Annotated in this window: 18 protein-coding genes; 6 read left to right on the top strand and 12 right to left on the bottom strand. The window is 36.9% G+C overall.

What is annotated here, in order from left to right:
- Positions 1-314 precede the first annotated feature (314 nt).
- Both PN497_RS08195 and PN497_RS08190 read left to right on the top strand, forming a co-directional pair.
- Positions 315-1,346 carry a 30S ribosomal protein S1 gene (locus PN497_RS08195; RefSeq protein WP_096565116.1) on the top strand — a complete coding sequence of 344 codons (1,032 nt, stop codon included), beginning with the start codon at positions 315-317 and terminating at the stop codon, positions 1,344-1,346.
- A gap of 204 nt (positions 1,347-1,550) precedes the next feature.
- Entirely contained in the window at positions 1,551-2,285 is a 735-nt protein-coding gene (locus tag PN497_RS08190; RefSeq protein WP_096565118.1) for an HAD family hydrolase, read from the top strand.
- Positions 2,286-2,529: 244 nt separating this feature from the next.
- Here PN497_RS08190 and ureC read toward each other — a convergent pair whose 3' ends face one another.
- The 6 genes from ureC to PN497_RS08160 form a co-directional block, all read right to left on the bottom strand.
- A complete protein-coding gene (gene ureC, locus PN497_RS08185) occupies positions 2,530-4,257 on the bottom strand; it encodes an urease subunit alpha (RefSeq protein WP_096565120.1) in 1,728 nt (575 codons plus the stop codon).
- 112 nt (positions 4,258-4,369) lie between these two features.
- Entirely contained in the window at positions 4,370-4,675 is a 306-nt protein-coding gene (locus PN497_RS08180; protein WP_096565122.1) for an urease subunit beta, read from the bottom strand.
- Between the two features lie 18 nt (positions 4,676-4,693).
- A complete protein-coding gene (locus PN497_RS08175; protein ID WP_096565124.1) occupies positions 4,694-5,350 on the bottom strand; it encodes a DUF4276 family protein in 657 nt (218 codons plus the stop codon).
- Positions 5,347-6,516, bottom strand: a complete 1,170-nt coding sequence (locus PN497_RS08170) for an AAA family ATPase (RefSeq protein ID WP_096565126.1) — start codon at positions 6,514-6,516, stop codon at positions 5,347-5,349. Before PN497_RS08170 ends, PN497_RS08175 begins: the two co-directional genes overlap by 4 nt.
- Before the next feature lie 43 nt (positions 6,517-6,559).
- Positions 6,560-6,862, bottom strand: a complete 303-nt coding sequence (ureA, locus tag PN497_RS08165; RefSeq protein ID WP_096565128.1) for an urease subunit gamma — start codon at positions 6,860-6,862, stop codon at positions 6,560-6,562.
- Positions 6,863-6,943: 81 nt separating this feature from the next.
- Positions 6,944-7,807, bottom strand: a complete 864-nt coding sequence (locus PN497_RS08160; protein WP_096565131.1) for an urease accessory protein UreD — start codon at positions 7,805-7,807, stop codon at positions 6,944-6,946.
- A 92-nt stretch (positions 7,808-7,899) separates the two neighbouring features.
- On the opposite strand from PN497_RS08160, the gene PN497_RS08155 reads away from it, so the two are divergent.
- Both PN497_RS08155 and PN497_RS08150 read left to right on the top strand, forming a co-directional pair.
- Positions 7,900-8,772: a ParA family protein gene (locus PN497_RS08155; RefSeq protein ID WP_096565133.1), complete on the top strand. Its 873-nt coding sequence runs from the start codon at positions 7,900-7,902 to the stop codon at positions 8,770-8,772.
- 426 nt (positions 8,773-9,198) lie between these two features.
- On the top strand, positions 9,199-10,068 hold the full coding sequence (locus PN497_RS08150) for a hypothetical protein (RefSeq protein WP_096565135.1): 870 nt from the start codon (positions 9,199-9,201) through the stop codon (positions 10,066-10,068).
- Between the two features lie 15 nt (positions 10,069-10,083).
- Here the strand turns inward: PN497_RS08150 and PN497_RS08145 are convergent, their stop codons facing one another.
- The 4 genes from PN497_RS08145 to PN497_RS08130 all read right to left on the bottom strand — a co-directional run bounded on the left by PN497_RS08145 (position 10,084) and on the right by PN497_RS08130 (position 13,972).
- Positions 10,084-10,488, bottom strand: coding sequence for a type II toxin-antitoxin system VapC family toxin (locus PN497_RS08145; RefSeq protein ID WP_096565137.1), 405 nt, complete (start codon positions 10,486-10,488; stop codon positions 10,084-10,086).
- Positions 10,489-10,782, bottom strand: coding sequence for a hypothetical protein (locus PN497_RS08140; protein ID WP_096565139.1), 294 nt, complete (start codon positions 10,780-10,782; stop codon positions 10,489-10,491).
- A gap of 115 nt (positions 10,783-10,897) precedes the next feature.
- Positions 10,898-13,567, bottom strand: a complete 2,670-nt coding sequence (locus PN497_RS08135; RefSeq protein WP_096565141.1) for a ParA family protein — start codon at positions 13,565-13,567, stop codon at positions 10,898-10,900.
- A gap of 12 nt (positions 13,568-13,579) precedes the next feature.
- Positions 13,580-13,972 carry a hypothetical protein gene (locus tag PN497_RS08130; protein ID WP_096565143.1) on the bottom strand — a complete coding sequence of 131 codons (393 nt, stop codon included), beginning with the start codon at positions 13,970-13,972 and terminating at the stop codon, positions 13,580-13,582.
- 331 nt (positions 13,973-14,303) lie between these two features.
- Here PN497_RS08130 and PN497_RS08125 point away from each other — a divergent pair, with 331 nt between their 5' ends.
- Positions 14,304-14,459 (top strand): ribbon-helix-helix domain-containing protein, encoded by a 156-nt coding sequence (locus tag PN497_RS08125; protein ID WP_096565145.1) that lies wholly within the window; start codon positions 14,304-14,306, stop codon positions 14,457-14,459.
- The gene (locus PN497_RS08120; RefSeq protein WP_272109902.1) at positions 14,456-14,827 is read left to right on the top strand and encodes a hypothetical protein; all 372 of its coding nucleotides are present in this window, start codon (positions 14,456-14,458) and stop codon (positions 14,825-14,827) included. The genes PN497_RS08125 and PN497_RS08120 overlap by 4 nt, the downstream gene beginning before the upstream one ends.
- Before the next feature lie 91 nt (positions 14,828-14,918).
- On the opposite strand, the gene groL is transcribed toward PN497_RS08120, so the two are convergent.
- Positions 14,919-16,556, bottom strand: coding sequence for a chaperonin GroEL (gene groL, locus PN497_RS08115; protein ID WP_096565147.1), 1,638 nt, complete (start codon positions 16,554-16,556; stop codon positions 14,919-14,921).
- Between the two features lie 196 nt (positions 16,557-16,752).
- The gene (gene groES / locus PN497_RS08110) at positions 16,753-17,064 is read right to left on the bottom strand and encodes a co-chaperone GroES (RefSeq protein WP_096572532.1); all 312 of its coding nucleotides are present in this window, start codon (positions 17,062-17,064) and stop codon (positions 16,753-16,755) included.
- Positions 17,065-17,215: the final 151 nt, after the last annotated feature.

Raw genomic sequence — 17,215 nt, 5'->3', positions numbered from 1 at the left:
AGCGGTTAGCTTTCAGCTATCTCAGACTTAACACTTTTTTAAGTAAGATTCAAATCCGTTGCTGCATATTTATGTGGCAACGGATAATATTTTGATATAGTGCTGACTGCTGACTACTGACCCCTAACTTGCAAAAAGTGAAAAAAATTTTGGGATGTGATATAATATCATATCTGGAAGATAATATGTGTGAACCTAGCTCTTCTGCGCTAGGATTAACAAGGATGTAAGTGTAGACTTATTTAAAAGCCCTCGCATATACATCATTAATTGTGACAAAAACTTACGGAGACTAGAACCAGGAACAAAACAGCATGGTCAATCAGAATTTAACCGCTACAGAAATTGGATTTACTCACGAAGATTTCGCTGCTCTACTTGATAAGTACGATTATCACTTCAGCCCTGGTGATATAGTACCAGGTACAGTGTTTAGTATAGAGCCGCGCGGCGCTCTGATTGACATTGGTGCTAAAACAGCAGCATACATACCTATACAGGAAATGTCTATTAACCGGGTTGATGCCCCGGAAGAAGTCTTACAATCAAACGAAACACGGGAATTTTTCATCCTCACTGATGAAAACGAAGATGGTCAGTTAACCCTGTCCATTCGTCGTATTGAATACATGAGAGCATGGGAAAGAGTACGGCAATTACAGGCAGAAGATGCTACTGTCCGTTCTGGTGTGTTTGCTACTAATCGTGGGGGCGCATTGGTACGCATTGAGGGACTACGTGGTTTTATCCCCGGTTCTCATATTAGTACCCGCAAACCAAAAGAAGAATTGGTAGGGGAAGAATTACCCTTAAAATTCCTAGAAGTAGATGAAGAACGCAACCGTTTGGTTCTCTCCCATCGTCGGGCGCTGGTTGAGCGCAAGATGAACCGCTTAGAGGTTGGCGAAGTAGTAATTGGTACTGTTCGCGGTATCAAACCCTACGGTGCATTTATTGACATCGGCGGTGTTAGCGGACTACTCCACATTTCTGAGATTTCCCACGAGCATATTGACACACCTCACAGCGTGTTTAATGTCAATGATGAATTGAAAGTCATGATCATTGATTTGGATGCAGAAAGAGGACGCATTTCGCTGTCTACCAAGCAGTTAGAACCAGAACCCGGTGATATGATCAAAAACCGCGATTTGGTCTATGATAAGGCTGAAGAAATGGCAGCTAAGTATAGGGAACAAATGTTAGCTAAACAGCAGGGTATAGCTGTTGCACCAGCGGAAGCAGCAGAAGCTGCACCAGTTGAAGGAGTAGAAGCTGTAGCTGAAGCAGAAATTCCACCAGCAACTGAAGTTGAAGAGGAAATTCCAGCAGCTATTGAAGAGTAATATATCTGTAGTTGTGATTATTTGCAACAAAGTATTTAATAAAGAGGGAATATCCCTCTTTTTTTATTTATGGTGATTGGTGATTGGTGACTGGTGATTGGGAAAATACAAATAATTTCCCCCATCTCCCCATCTCCCCTGCTTCCTACCTCCTGACTCCTGACTCCTGACTTCTGACTTCTGACTCCTTGATCTCCTTCTAATATGATAACTATCAAATGTAGAGACATCACCTTTTCTCATATTCAAGCGATTTTATTTGACAAAAATGGTACATTGGAAGACTCAGAAACCTATTTGCGATCGCTCGGACAAAAAGCAGCACGGATCATAGACGCGCAAATTCCCGGTATTGGCGAACCATTATTAATGGCTTTTGGTATTAATGGCAATATTTTAGATCCTGCTGGTTTAATGTCTGTAGCTAGTCGCAAAGAAACCGAAGTAGCTGCTGCTGCTTACATAGCCGAAACTGGAAGAGGTTGGTTTGAGTCTTTAAAAATTGCTCGTCAAGCCTTAGCAGAAGCTGATCAATATGTGAGTCAAACTCCAGCACCTCTTTTCCCAGGTGTCTTGGATGTTTTAAGATCACTATCAGCAGCAGGATTAAAACTGGGTATTCTTTCAGCCGCAACCACTGGGGAAGTGCAAAAATTTGTCATCACTCATCATCTCAGAGATTACCTGCAATTAGAAATGGGAGTTGATGAAGGTCCGAGTAAACCGGATCCAATATTATTTTTACAGGCTTGCCAAACTTTAGGCATACCACCGGGAGCTACTTTGATGGTAGGCGATTCAGTGGGTGATATGCAAATGGCGCGTCATGCTAAAGCTGCCGGTTGTATTGGTATTACTTGGGTTAATAATACAGATAATGTTAAAGGTGCAGATGTGGTAATTAATCAACTTGATGAAATTCAGATTTTAGAAGCATAGAAAATCAAAAGTCAGGAGTCAAAAGTCAGGAGTCAGGAGTGGTAGGGGCGAAGCATTCGGGCGACTAATTATCAATTTTTCTCCAAGCCTATTTTCCTGTAAGGGCGAAGCATTCGGGCGACTAATTATCAATTTTTCTCCAAGCCTATTTTCCTGTAAGGGCGAAGCATTCGGGCGACAAATTATCAATTTTCTGAACAGGCTATTTTCCGAATGCTTCGCCCCTACTTCGCCCGTACAGGAGTCAAAACAAAAAGTATCTTTGCGCCATTGGTAAAACCGTTGCAGGTTCACAGGTTAATAATTCCCCATCTGCACGAACTTCATAAGTTTCTGGATCTACTTCAATTTGCGGTAAAGCATCATTTAATTTCATATCTAGCTTAGTAATTTGGCGAGTTCCCGAAACCGCAACAATTGATTTTTTCAAACCCAACATTTGGGGAATTTCTCTTTCTAAACCGACTTGAGAAATAAAAGTTAATGATGTTGCATGACGCGCACCGGCAAAACTGCCAAACATAGGACGAGTATGAACAGGTTGAGGAGTGGGAATACTAGCATTAGCATCACCCATTTGTGACCAAGCAATCATTCCTCCTTTAATAACTATTTCTGGTTTAACACCAAAAAACGCAGGTTGCCATAAACACAAATCAGCAATTTTTCCCTCTTCCACAGAACCAACATAGTCAGCAATACCATGTGTAATGGCTGGGTTTATTGTGTATTTCGCAACATATCTTTTAGCGCGGAAATTGTCTGACCTCTCCCCCAACCCCTCTCCTACAAGGCGAGGGGAGAGTGTTCCCCGTTGAACTTTCATTTTATGGGCAGTTTGCCAAGTTCTAATTATTACCTCTCCTACTCTTCCCATTGCTTGAGAGTCAGAAGCTATCATACTAAACGCGCCTAAATCGTGTAAAATATCTTCAGCAGCGATAGTTTCTCTACGAATACGGGATTCAGCAAAGGCAACATCTTCAGGAATACTAGGATCTAAGTGATGACATACCATTAACATATCTAGGTGTTCATCTAAGGTATTAAACGTATAGGGACGGGTGGGGTTAGTGGAAGATGGTAAAACGTTGGTTTGTCCACAAACTTTAATAATATCCGGTGCGTGTCCTCCCCCAGCGCCTTCGGTGTGGTAGGTGTGAATAGCACGATGTTTAAAAGCAGCGATGGTATCTTCCACAAAACCGGCTTCGTTTAATGTATCAGTGTGAATTGCTACTTGTACATCATATTCATCGGCAATGGTTAAACAAGTATCAATAGTTGCAGGGTTTGTTCCCCAATCTTCATGGAGTTTTAAACCTATTACCCCGGCTTCTACTTGTTCTCTCAGAGCTTGGGGCTGACTGGTGTTACCTTTGCCTAAAAATCCCAAGTTAACAGGGAAAGCGTCAGCAGCTTGCAGCATTCGGTAAATATTCCATGGTCCTGGTGTGCAAGTTGTGGCATTTGTTCCCGTAGCTGGTCCTGTTCCTCCACCGATCATGGTTGTGATACCGGAGGCGATCGCTACTTCTATTTGTTGAGGACAGATAAAATGGATGTGGGTATCTATTCCCCCTGCGGTGAGTATCATTCCTTCACCGGCTAAAGCTTCTGTTCCCGGTCCAATAATAATATCTATATTATCTTGAATATAGGGATTTCCGGCTTTACCAATTTTATAAATTTTACCATCTTTAATGCCGATATCTGCTTTTACAATACCCCACCAATCGAGAATCAAAGCATTAGTAATTACTAAGTCTACAGCACCATCGGCGTTAGAAATAGGAGATTGTCCCATGCCATCTCTAATTACTTTACCACCTCCAAATTTCACTTCATCACCGTAGGTTGTAAAGTCTCTTTCTACTTCTATAAATAGTTCGGTGTCTGCTAATCTAATTTTGTCGCCTACTGTTGGTCCGTAGGTGTCAGCGTAGGCGCGGCGGTTCATTTTGTAGGGCATTTTTTTATCCTTTTTTGTATCACGCAGAGGAGGACACTTGTGTGGGCGGGTTTCCCGACTTGAGCAAAGTGTCCGTCGCGCAGAGGCGCAGAGAGAGGTTTAAGAGAGAGGTTTAGAGTTTTCCGTTGATTTTGTTGTTGAATCCGTAGATTTGGCGTGTACCAACTAGGGGAATAAGGGTGATTTCTTTTTCGTCTCCTGGTTCAAATCTGACTGCTGTTCCTGCGGGGATGTCTAATCTCATTCCTCGTGCTTTTTCTCTGTCAAATTGTAGGGCGTTATTGACTTCATAAAAGTGAAAGTGTGAACCAATTTGTATGGGTCTGTCTCCGGTGTTTGCTACTATTAATTTAGTGGTGGGACGATTTACGTTGAGTTCGATTTCTCCTGGGGGGGTAATGATTTCTCCGGGGATCATAACTGGATGTCTCCTAATTTACAAATTTTCTAAAAATTGTACAAAGGGTTTAAAAGCTTGTGGACATAGTTCTGCTATATCTTGATATCTAGCAATTCCTAAAATTCTTGGTGCATCTATAGATTCTTTATAACGTTTACCATAGTTTTTGAATATCTCCTCTACTATTCTTTTAGGTGGAATGTCATGATTTTGGTCTTCAACTGGGATTGTCCATGTTTGTGTTATATTATTAATGCCAAGGATACTTGATAATTCACTTTCAGCAGCTAAAATTAATGCTTCTAAATCATGCTGAAAGCAGAACACTTTCAAGCGTTCTTCTAATCGGCGATCATTAATTCCTTTGCGGTGTAATGCTTGTTCAAAATTATTGAAAATTCCTTGTACTAATTCTGCACAGGTTTCATGAGGAAACCCTTTATTTTTAGGATATAAATCAGGTATAATAACTACAGTTGAATCTTGCTGATTTTTCAGAATATTCACTGCTCTAATTGGAGTTTGAGTTAATAAATCTTTTTTAGCATCTCCACCTCTACTATTATCATTACCTTTAACAGCAAAAAATTCAATACTTATACCCTGGTTTAGTTTCTCTTCAATTAATGGTGCTAGTAATGCTTCCATTGCTGATTTATCAGATGTCCCCTCAACATAAACTAAAATTCTCATGGAAGTCTCTCTAGTTCATCGCTACGGTGTAATTGTTCTATTTCATCTGAACCGAAATCATCAAGCATATCAATTAAAATTGGCGAATTTCCAGGCTTAATAAATTTTGCTTCTCCATTTTCTTTTCTAAGTACAGCAATTTGAGAAATATCAAACTGTGTGAGAAAATAAGATGAGTGAGTTGCTAATAAAATTTGTGTGCGTTCAGATGCTTTTTCAAATAAACCAGCTAGAACCGGAAGTGTACGGGGATGTACACCTTGATCTGGTTCATCAATACAAATTAAAGATGGTGGATTTGGTTGTACACATAAACAAATCCAACAAATTAACCGCAAAATTCCATCTGATAAATCAGCTAAACTTAATTCTTGATCAACTCCTGATTCTTGCCAAAATGCTATAACTTCTCCTGGTCCCCCTCGTGCTTTTACTGTTAAACCTTTAAAACCAGGAATGACAGAACGTAAATGTTGTTGTAGTTCATCAAATGCTGTTATATGTTCAGTCATTAAAGAGAAAAGAACTGAACTTAAATTACCTGCATCTTCATGTAAAATCGGTTGTTGTTCAATGGGTACTGATTTCCGAATTTTATCATTTGCTATATTAAATGAACTATAAAATCTCCATTCTCGAATATAGTCACGTAAGTTATATAAAGTTTCTAATGATGGATTTGTCATTGCACTTAAAGCAAGTTGATTAGGTCGTTTTAAGGCAATTTCTTGCTGTGTAAATTTTTTAGTATCAGGATTTTGCACCACTCCTTTATTACCTTGAATATCCATATATATGTATGGATTACTATATTTATCGCTAAAAGGTTGAGATGATTCTACTCGTTCATAGGAAACCTGAGTTCTACCAACTGGACCAATGAGTTCTCCTAAATATCTAATACCAATTGGAAGACCTGTATCAATTTCAATATCCCATTGAAACTTTTCTGGTCCCGGAATATGAAAAATCTGTTGTCCAATAGAACCAGGAACTATTTCTGGAGGTATATCTTGAAAAAGACTATCTCGTAAAAATTTGAGAAATTCAAATAAACTTGACTTACCTGCACCATTTGCACCAACAATAATTTCTAGTGGTTCTAATGGTGCTGCAAAATTCCTAAAAGGACGATAACCTTGAATATTAACTGATTTTAATCTCATATTGTTTTTCCTTGATTTGTACTTTCTCCTATTTTAATCTTTTCTAACGAATAGGATTATGTACAGTTACTAATTTTGTTCCATCAGGAAAAGTTGCCTCTATCTGTACTTCATGAATCATTTCTGGTACACCTTCCATCACATCATCTCGTGTTAATAAAGTTGTTCCATAACTCATTAATTCTGCTACGGTTTGTCCATCTCTTGCACCTTCTAAAATCGCGGCGGAAATAAAAGCTACCGCTTCGGGATAATTTAATTTTAAACCTCTATTTTTTCTTCTTTCTGCTACCAAAGCAGCAGTAAATATTAATAATTTATCCTTTTCTTGCGGTGTTAGTTGCATTGTTTTTTCCTCTATATTTCTTCTTATCTTTTATCCTTTAGTTAATAGCTGATAGCTGATAGCTGACGGCTGAATGCTTTTTCAAATCTGCCAAACTCTAGGAATACAATTACCACGATTTAACAACGATATTCGTAAATTTTGCCAAATATTTGTAAACCAATTTCTTGCTTCCGATGTAGAATTACCACGATATCGACACAAAAATCCATGTTCTAAACGAGTTACTCCAGCATCAGAGTTATTGATAGAGTTGTGAATAATTAAAGAACGTGCTTGTTTAATAATTTCCTGTGATATGGGAACCCCAACGCACACAAAACTACCAATAACGGGTTTTCCTGCTAAACCGTGGGGACTGTGAAATATTTCTTCCCTACCGGGTAAATATTGTCTATCAATCCACAATGGTTGATTATTTTGCCATATTTCTGTGTGCGATCGCATCTCTCCCTGTACAAATTTTTCTCCTCTCGCACTTCTACCAAATCTCGTAATTTCCCACCCTAAAAAACTACTTCCTGTAGCTAATTTTACTCGCAAATCCTGGCGATAAACTGCACCATTAAATAAAATTGTTTCTTGGGGTAAATATTCTAAACAAGCACCAGCATCAACTTGAATATTTACAGTTTGTTGTGCTTGTAATCCATTACTACGATATATTTTAGCAGCAGTAGCAGTAGTTATTAATACTTGTGTATCTTCTTGCAAGTGAATTTTGGAAGATAGGCGATCGCCCCCCACCACACCTCCAGCAGTATGTAAAATCACACTATGACATATTTTTTCACCCTCTGGATAAAAAGGACGTTGAATTTTTAAAGGTGCTTGGTTGTGGTTATAAATTAATTGTGTAGAATCTTGGCGTTTAGCATAGACTAAATGAAGTTTACCATGCCAACTTTTATTTATTGGGGTATCTATTTGGGTGTTAGGAGTCATTTATAAATAGAGCAATTTTTACTTGTTAATTTTCTACAATTTTAGGCAACAATATAATTATATACCCCTAATGTATCCATCTACCAAAAACTATGACAGCGAAAGTAATCAGTGTTTGCAACCTCAAAGGTGGAGTTGGCAAAACTACCATCGTCATGGCCTTAGCAGAATATTTAGCCGGCGATACCATGTATGGTAAACGGGTACTCGCTATTGACTTAGATCCCCAGAGTAACCTCACTAGCGCCTTGATGTCAGAAGAAGATTGGGAATGGCAATACAATCAAAAAGGATTGACTTTACCTTTTCTTTTGAAAAACGCAGATTACTTTTTAGAAAAGGGTAATAGTGAGAAGTTCATAGTTAAAGAAAACGTTTCCAATCTCAGAAATAAAAACTCTTTTAATTGTTTACATTTAATTCCTAGCAGTCCGCGATTATTTGAAGTTCAGGAATATTTACCAGCCAATGCAGTAGCAATTTTACATAACATTATCAATCCTTTATTAGAAAAATACGATTACATTTTAATAGATTGTCCGCCTAGTATTAATAATGTAATTAAAAGTGCATTTTTTGCTAGTGATTTTTGTTTAATTCCTTGTGTACCTAGCAGAATGTCAATTCACGGTTTAGAACTTTTGTTAGAACAAATAACTCAATTTAAAAAAGATTACGACCATAAAATTAGTCCCATTGGTACTTTAATTTCCCGTTATAACAGCACTGTTTCCCAAACCCACAACTTGAATTTTATTATTGTGAATCCCTTCTTTCCCCCAACTTTTGCCACAAGAATACCAGAAAGATCAAAAATAGCTGAAGGTTTGGATTTTAATCATCAATTAACCTATAAACAAAAATATGGTGATGCCCATGAAGTCATGATAGAATTAGCTAAAGAATTTATGAACAGAGTTGATAATAGTGTGATGTATACACCACTCATGGCTAGTTTATTGTAGGTAATAAAATAGGGTGCTTCATCATAATTCAGGTGAGGCGATAAGATCCCCGACTTCTGAGATAAATTTATCATTTATGGACACAATAAATAACAGAAGTCGGGAATCTGGATCTAATTAACTTAGATACTACCTACACTACTAAATCATACAAAACATAATTAATTATTAAGTTTTTTTTAAATATATTTACGGATTTGCAAACTTTATCCGTTGCATATTAAACTTATGTTACAGCAGTTTTCATGTCTTTAGACCACAGTCAGGGCGAAGCATTCGGATGATAGTCTTAGGTAAAAACCGATAATTAATGGTCCGAATGCTTCACCCCTACATTGTTGACGCGAAACCTAAATCAAAATGTGGTTTATTTACCTGAAAATATCTGTAATGTGTAATCATTAAAACAAATCCGATAACTGCATTATGCTAAACATCATCAATACTAGCAACTTATCTTCGATCACCGATACAGTTTCCCACAGTTGGGAAAATACAAAAAACTTCGTCACAGACACAACAGAAAAAACAGTTAATACACTGACACAAGTTACCGATAAATCATTGAATAGTTTTTCAGAAACAGCAGAAAAAACCAGTCAATCTTTAACTGAAACCTTCCAAGGTGCAACAAATACAGTTAGTAATTCTACAGGAAAAGTAATTAATAAAATAACTGAAACAGCAACTCAAGCTAAAGATGCGTTAACTACCACTACATCCAGTGTAATTGATAATGTTAATCAGGTAAAAAACCACGCTGTTGATAGTTTTACTGAAAGTGCTAAACAAGCAGGAAATTTAACTAATTCAGTTTCTAGTGCTATAGAAAATGCTATTAATAATTTTTTTAATCATCAATGGGATACTATGACAACTTGGATTGATAATCATCCTACAATTTCGTGGATAATGAAATTATTAACTTTAGCAGTTAATCATCCTGTTATTACTGCTTTCATGATATTTTTAGGTATTTATATAATCTGGAAAATATTTCAACTATTTAGCAAGATATTGGATCAAGGTTTGTTATTTACCTTGAAAACTCCTCTCAAGTTGATTTATGCAATGTTTTCTTTTGGGTTTAAGAATATCTCTAAATTATTATTTTCTGGGTTCAAATTTAAGAAATCGGAAGATAATAGTTTGATATTGAATAATGCAATTGCTGATAATATCAGTTTAGATACAAAGCAGGAAATAACAAAGTTGTTGATGAGATTAGAAGCTGTGAGAAAAGAAGAAAATGAGATTTTAGAAAATCTGACTGCACTCTTAGCAGACAATAAGTAAGATTTTCTTTCTTAACTAAGAAATTAACCAGTTTTCTAACTGTAAATCATTAACCCTAGTTAAATCAGAATCATGAGAAACTAAAATTAAATTATGAACAATAGCAGTAGCAGCTATCAAAATATCTGCATCCTGAATAATTTTACCCTTATTTGTTAAATCAGCATGAATTTCTGAGGCTTTCTGAAATATCCTCAAATCATCTAAAAATAAAACAGGATAATCTTGACAAAATTGTGCAAACAAGGCTAATTTTTTAGTGGCATTGCTTCTTAAAAGTCCTCTTTGTACTTCATAGTAAGTTATACCACTAATAGCAATCAATTCACCTCGACGACGCATTTCTGTAATTTTTAATGCGACGTGTAAATTTTGCTTGAGTGATGCAGAAACAATATTAGTATCTAATAAATAACCCATTTAACTACCACGCTTTACAGATTCATCAAAAATTTGCATTTGTTCTGGAGTAAAATCATTTAGCATTCCTGAGACTAAATGTAAAGATAAAATACTTTTAATTCGTTTAGTTAATGATTCTTCGGAAATGCTATTTACATCAGGGACAAATGCGGGATCGAAGTTATGATTGATGTTGTCAATCATTTCCTGTCTATTAAGATTTTCTAGATAAAGAGGATTATTGTCAATCAAGTTGTTAACAATTGCGGTTAATTTTTGATAATTGGATTGTTGGTTAATACTTTGAGTCATGGGTTATGCTCCTGAAAATTTAGGTTAGATCATTATTATAGCATTTATGATATTTGTTACAGTCCAAATAGATTAATTTTTAGCTGTTAATTAATTAAACTCAATCAAAATATTTCTATACAGCACCTTTTTTTATCATTTCAAATCCATAAACATAAATATCAGCAACCTTATATCTTTTTTCTCTTTCTCGCCATTCAATCAAACCAATTTCATTTAAAAAAGATGCAAACTCTTCAAACCCTGCTATATTTTTTGCTGACTTTTCCCATAATTCAGATAATTCTTCCTTAGATAAAAAAGCTGATTGTTGTTTGAGAGAATCAAAAAATCTAGTGAGATAACGATATTCTTCTTTAATTTCATCACATCGTTGTTTTGAAGCTTTTTGCAATCCAATTTCTAAAGATTTACTGCGTAATAAACGATCTGTTGGAGGTTGAATTGATGACTTCCCTTGATAGCTTAATTCTTGTTCCTTTGCACCCGCTAATAAAATGCTTAAACTGCGAGGAAAAGTAGTACCACTAGAATCCGTTAATCTTTCATGAACCCATCGAGATACATATTTAGCTTTGTCTCCTTTTCTGCGACGACTTCCCCAAAGTAATTCTAAAGCTTTATCAATTGCATCTTCAGTAGTTTGATCAATCGCATCTTCAGCAATGGGAGAAAATCTATTTACCAAATTCTTAAAATCAGGAGATTGTATTGCTTGACGCAAAGCTAATCTTAAAAAATCAACCCTAGTCCATTGTAAAATTAGATCACGTCCAGTAAAATGACTTTTATTATCAAAAATCAAACGATTCCATATATCCTCTCTCAAGAAAATTTTAAATCTAATTTCTGTTAATCTGTTAGCATCACAAGATTGAACTAATTGAAATAATCCCGATAATGCAGATTGTCTTACTTCTCCCGCTTCAGAAAAATCTTCATCTAAATCATCATAAAGAAACCAAATTTTTTGACCTTTAGTTTTGACTTCTTCATGAATAATCATGTTAATAGCATCTTTTACTATTAAACGTAGTTCAGATGTAGATAATTCTAACAAAGCGGTAATATTTTCAGCTTGCCATAATTCCGAATCTAAATTAGTGAAAATTGATTTGATAGGAGTAAATTTTTCACCTTTCTTTCCTTTTGGAAAAGTAAATAAATTTTCTTGATAACATCTGAGTAATAAATAAGCTCGCCAAAATGCCTCCCAAGTGGCATTATTGTCTTGTAAGCGTTGATGAATAATCTGAAATTCATCACGAGATGGACGACTTACTTGGAATCTCCCATGTGCTGATATAAATATCGTGTTATCTAATCTACCACGAGCTAGTTTTTTAGCAAAATTTTCATGTTGAAGAAATAGCCAGTATAATGCAGTTTTACCTGTTCCTTTTCTGCCTCTAATTAAACAAGTTGCATTATCTAAGAATTTATCAAAATCATTGGTACGCTGAAATAGTAAACTTAAATCTTGTCTTTGTTCCGCAGCATTTACTTCAGGAAATTGTAAACTTTCAATAATTTTCCAGCGTGTTTCTGAAGTAGTTAAAATATTTGTTCTTTCAATTTCGTCGGTTTCTTCATCAATTAAATTAACAATTTTATTATAGTAATCTAATAAAGCACTGACAGGGTAATTATCAGCTAAAGCAATAGGTTGAAGATAGGGAATTACTAAAGGTTCTAATATTTCTAATTGCTCATTATCTTCTATTTCAGATTCTTCATCTATCGCTATTTTTATTTCATTTACAAACGATTTATAAATTTCATTTACTTTATCAAGTTTTGTAAGATCAGGAACAGGAGAAAAAACAAAGTTGATGACTAGATTTTCTAAGGTATTTAGTGAATTTAATAGTAGTTCTATCCCTTGTTTATTTTGTTCATTAGGGAAAAGAAAAATAATTGCTTCATCAGCAGCTTGTATTAAAGATAAAGCACCCCATTGATTAATTCCAGTGCGAGAATCAATTAATATAATATCAGGTTTTAACTGTTCATAAATTTCTCGTTTAAAAACAGACCATAAATTTTCATTACCATCAATCACGGTGGTAGCATGAAGATCATCAACTTTAGCAATATAGTCAAGACTCAAACAACCAGCAGGAACAACAAATAATCTTCCTGTAGCATTTGGTATTCTAACTTCACCAAATATGTGAGTAATTAAAATACTTGGGTCTACCCCTTCTGGTAAATAGGAACGCTCATAAAAATAGTCAACAATACCATATTTTGGTTGTGGGTTGAGGTTAAATGCTGTACTTAATCCTGGTGCTTCCAAATCTAAATCTACAGCTACAACTTTACGTCCTCTCAATGCTAAAATCCAAGCTACATGAGTTAATGCTGTAGTGCGTCCTACTCCACCTTTAAAGGAATAAAATGTAACTGTTCTAGGTAAACTAGGTTGACGTTGAGGAAAATTTAATTGATTTTGTGGGTTTGCTGCTTGGATTGCTAAATCTTGCCAGGTTTGGATTAAAGTTATATCAGAAATTTCTGGCGGTGAAATATTAAGTGAATCTGCTTCTTGAGGTGTATATAGAGATAGAAAACCGGGAGATACATCAAAGGATTGTGATTTCAGTAAATCAAAAATTTGTTCTTTACGTTGAGGAATAGATAACCCTAAAAAATAATTACTAACAATAGTTAAATTTAATAAGCCTGATGTAGAAATATTGAGATCAACCCATTCCTGGGACTTATTATGTACATATTGATTTCTGATTTCCTGCTTTAGTAATAACTTCCAATTTTCTTGCATTTTATCACCTCTTTACAGTTGAGCAGCTTGCTTGATTAACCAACTCTGAATACTTTTGTATGCGTATAACCAGAGTTTATAACTTGATTCATCAGGCTCAACACCAGAATAACGCAAATCTATAAAATGTTGACCCATTGGATTTTCAACTTGATCAAGCCATTTTCTAGCTGCTGCAAAATTATCAATTCTGTATTTAAGTTTATTATGTTGTTTCAAAATTTCCATGTAACTATGTGTTCTTAATTGTTCAGTGTTAACGCCAGAGACAGTATTACAAATAATTGATTTTAATAGACACTCAATGGTAATTCCACCAAAGTGCATAGCTCCTATTTTTCGCAAAGGCTTTAGTGTTTCAGTATCAGTATGGCGTTCTAAAAAAGCTGCCTGATAATCTTCCATACTTAATAATTAAAATCAAAATTTAAGCCTAATCAGTATATTACAAGATCAGGATTGTCTGATAAATTGATTTGTTTATTTTTATTCTCCTCCCCCTCTGTATTTGTTGCTTTAAGTTGGGAAACCCGCCCACGGATCTCCCCAAATCACTGGCTTCTCTGCACCTCTGTAGTGAGATAAAAAACATACCTTCATACACTGTACACAATTGTAAATTTATATTGCTAAAAAAAACGCATTACATCATGATGTAATAGCTGCTGATAAGATGAGACAAAATCACCAACAAATCATAAGATGATGTCAGAACCTATATATTTCTTATGAATCAATGAGTAAAAAACTTAACGCAGTAATTCCTGATGAAACCTGGCAAGCATTAGAAGAAATTGCCAAAAAAGAACAAAGAACCAAAAGCCAAATGGCGGCGATTTTACTAGGGGAAGCATTGGCCAACCGTCAACAACAACCGCAGAAAACATCATGACCACAGAACAACATCTCCAAGAATTAACCGTCAAACAAGAACGCACCCAAACCCAGTTAGATCAACTATCAAGCCGAGTTGATGAGTTTGTCTTTCATGCTCAACGCTTATTTAACAAAATGGGTGAAGACGTGGAAATCACAAAAGCACGGACTGACAGACTAGAAGCACTGATGCTGAAAATGGATCGAAACTATGAAGCGCAACAATCACAACTGCAAGAATTTCAAAGACAAACCCAGGAATTTCAAAGACAAACCCAAGAATTTCAAAGACAAACCCAAGAATTTCAACGCACAACAGGCGCTGCTCTAGAACGTATAGATAGAGTCTTAGACTACCTCCTAAGACAAAGCGGACAGAATTAACCTCTCTCTGCGTTCTCTGCGCCTCTGCGTGACATAAAAAAAATAGCCGCCCCCCAACGGAAGCGGCCATCATTCAAACTAACAAAAGACCTTAGTAATCGAAATCTCCGCCACCCATACCAGCACCAGCAGCAGGAGCAGCATCTTTAGGTTCTGGCTTGTCAACAATGATACATTCAGTTGTCAACACCATACCAGCGATAGAAGCAGCGTTTTGCAAAGCAGAACGAGTTACCTTAGCGGGATCAACAATACCAGCCTCCAACATATCAACAAATTCGTTGGTAGAAGCGTTGAAACCAATGTTGAAATCTTTTTCTTTCACTCTTTCAGCTATTACAGCACCGTTTTGACCAGCGTTTTCTGCAATTCTTTTCAGAGGAGCAGGTAAAGCACGAACGACGATTAAAGCACCAGTCAACTCTTCATTTTTGAGGTTGCTGTTAGCCCAAGTTTCCAACTGAGGAGCGAGGTGAGCTAAGGTTGTACCACCACCGGGAACAATACCTTCTTCTACAGCAGCTTTGGTTGCGTTGATAGCATCTTCCAAACGCAGCTTCTTGTCTTTCATTTCGGTTTCGGTAGCTGCACCAACTTTCACAACAGCTACACCACCGGATAATTTAGCCAAACGCTCTTGCAGTTTTTCCTTGTCGTAGGAAGATTCGGTTTCATCCATCTGACGACGGATTTGTTCGCAACGAGCTTTAACACCAGCTTCGTTACCTTCAGCCACAATGGTGGTGCTGTCTTTGGTGATGGTGATGCGGCGAGCTTTACCTAAGCCATCTAGCTTGGTGCTTTCTAACTTCAGACCAGCATCTTCAGTGATGACTTGACCACCAGTGAGAACTGCGATATCTTCTAACATCGCTTTCCGGCGATCGCCAAAACCAGGAGCTTTTACAGCAGCTACGTTCAGCACACCACGTAAACGGTTAACAACCAAAGTAGCTAAAGCTTCTTTTTCAATATCTTCAGCGATAATAACCAGGGGCTTACCTTGACGTGCAACTTGCTCAAGTACAGGTACTAAATCTTGTACCAAAGCAATTTTCTTATCGGTGAGCAGGATATAAGGATCATCAAAAATCGCTTCCATCCGTTCTGCATCGGTAGCGAAGTAAGGGGAAATATAACCCTTATCAAAACGCATACCTTCGGTAATTTCCAATTCGGTGGTCATGGACTTTCCTTCTTCCAAGGAAATTACACCTTCTTTACCCACCTTATCCATAGCTTGGGCGATCATGCTGCCGACTTCATCATCGTTACCAGCAGAGATAGCACCGACTTGAGCGATCGCCTTAGAATCTTCTACAGGACGAGCGTGTTCAGCAATTCTTTCTACTAAAAACGCAGTAGCTTTATCAATACCGCGTTTCAACAGAATTGCGTTAGCGCCAGCAGCTACGTTCCGTAAACCTTCTTTAACAATTGCATGAGCCAAAACGGTAGCGGTGGTTGTACCATCACCAGCAGCGTCATTGGTCTTAGAAGCAGCTTGGCGAATCAAAGAAACGCCAGTATTTTCAATATGGTCTTCTAATTCAATTTCTTTAGCGATGGTAACACCATCATTGACGATTTGTGGTGCGCCAAATTTCTTCTCTAAAACTACATTACGACCTTTGGGTCCAAGGGTGACAGCAACAGCTTCAGCCAGAATATCAATACCACGCTCAAGGGCGCGACGGGCGTTTTCGTTGTAAATAATGCGCTTTGCCATAATCTGTGTAATTCTGGTGTGTAATTCTGGAATTGGTTATTTGTTGGTTGTCAATTTTCTGTTTTCAGTTCTGAAGTGGGGTGTGATTTTATATCAATCCAAAATCCAAAATCCAAAATCCAAAATCCAAAATCTAAAATTCAAATTTTGACTTTTGACTTTTGACTTTTGAATTGTTTGACCCCTCATCACTCAATTAGCTGACTACTGCTAGAATGTCTTTCTCAGAAAGTAGTACATATTCATCAGTGCCGAGCTTCACGTCTGTGCCAGCGTACTTGGAGTACAGCACTTTATCACCGACTTTAATTTCCAATTCTTGACGGCTACCGTCATCATTCCGCTTGCCTGGTCCAAGGGCTACCACTTCACCTACTTGGGGTTTTTCCTTAGCGGTGTCGGGCAAATATAGACCACCTGCGGTCTTTTCTTCAGCGGCGGTCACTTTTACAAAAACGCGATCGCCTAAAGGTTTAACTGTAGATACGCTTAGAGATACGGCTGCCATAAATTTTTTCTCCAGAGTTAGCACTCTCAACTCCTGAGTGCTAATCTACCGAAAAACAGCAACAAATGGCAACAATCTTTTCTGTACGGGTTTCCGAACTGGGGACTGGGGACTGGTGACTGGTGACTGGGGACTGGTGACTGGTGACTGG

The sequence above is a fragment of the Sphaerospermopsis kisseleviana CS-549 genome, assembly GCF_028329225.1.
GTDB lineage: Bacteria > Cyanobacteriota > Cyanobacteriia > Cyanobacteriales > Nostocaceae > Sphaerospermopsis > Sphaerospermopsis kisseleviana.
The sequence above is the reverse complement of the archived record's forward strand: the minus strand, read 5'-3'. Positions and strand labels throughout refer to the sequence as shown.

Coding starts and splice junctions, on each gene's coding strand:
- PN497_RS08195 (WP_096565116.1), top strand. CDS start 315: ATGGTCAATCAGAATTTAACCGCTACAGAAATTGGATTTACTCACGAA.
- PN497_RS08190 (WP_096565118.1), top strand. CDS start 1,551: ATGATAACTATCAAATGTAGAGACATCACCTTTTCTCATATTCAAGCG.
- ureC (WP_096565120.1), bottom strand. CDS start 4,257: ATGCCCTACAAAATGAACCGCCGCGCCTACGCTGACACCTACGGACCA.
- PN497_RS08180 (WP_096565122.1), bottom strand. CDS start 4,675: ATGATCCCCGGAGAAATCATTACCCCCCCAGGAGAAATCGAACTCAAC.
- PN497_RS08175 (WP_096565124.1), bottom strand. CDS start 5,350: ATGAGAATTTTAGTTTATGTTGAGGGGACATCTGATAAATCAGCAATG.
- PN497_RS08170 (WP_096565126.1), bottom strand. CDS start 6,516: ATGAGATTAAAATCAGTTAATATTCAAGGTTATCGTCCTTTTAGGAAT.
- ureA (WP_096565128.1), bottom strand. CDS start 6,862: ATGCAACTAACACCGCAAGAAAAGGATAAATTATTAATATTTACTGCT.
- PN497_RS08160 (WP_096565131.1), bottom strand. CDS start 7,807: ATGACTCCTAACACCCAAATAGATACCCCAATAAATAAAAGTTGGCAT.
- PN497_RS08155 (WP_096565133.1), top strand. CDS start 7,900: ATGACAGCGAAAGTAATCAGTGTTTGCAACCTCAAAGGTGGAGTTGGC.
- PN497_RS08150 (WP_096565135.1), top strand. CDS start 9,199: ATGCTAAACATCATCAATACTAGCAACTTATCTTCGATCACCGATACA.
- PN497_RS08145 (WP_096565137.1), bottom strand. CDS start 10,488: ATGGGTTATTTATTAGATACTAATATTGTTTCTGCATCACTCAAGCAA.
- PN497_RS08140 (WP_096565139.1), bottom strand. CDS start 10,782: ATGACTCAAAGTATTAACCAACAATCCAATTATCAAAAATTAACCGCA.
- PN497_RS08135 (WP_096565141.1), bottom strand. CDS start 13,567: ATGCAAGAAAATTGGAAGTTATTACTAAAGCAGGAAATCAGAAATCAA.
- PN497_RS08130 (WP_096565143.1), bottom strand. CDS start 13,972: ATGGAAGATTATCAGGCAGCTTTTTTAGAACGCCATACTGATACTGAA.
- PN497_RS08125 (WP_096565145.1), top strand. CDS start 14,304: ATGAGTAAAAAACTTAACGCAGTAATTCCTGATGAAACCTGGCAAGCA.
- PN497_RS08120 (WP_272109902.1), top strand. CDS start 14,456: ATGACCACAGAACAACATCTCCAAGAATTAACCGTCAAACAAGAACGC.
- groL (WP_096565147.1), bottom strand. CDS start 16,556: ATGGCAAAGCGCATTATTTACAACGAAAACGCCCGTCGCGCCCTTGAG.
- groES (WP_096572532.1), bottom strand. CDS start 17,064: ATGGCAGCCGTATCTCTAAGCGTATCTACAGTTAAACCTTTAGGCGAT.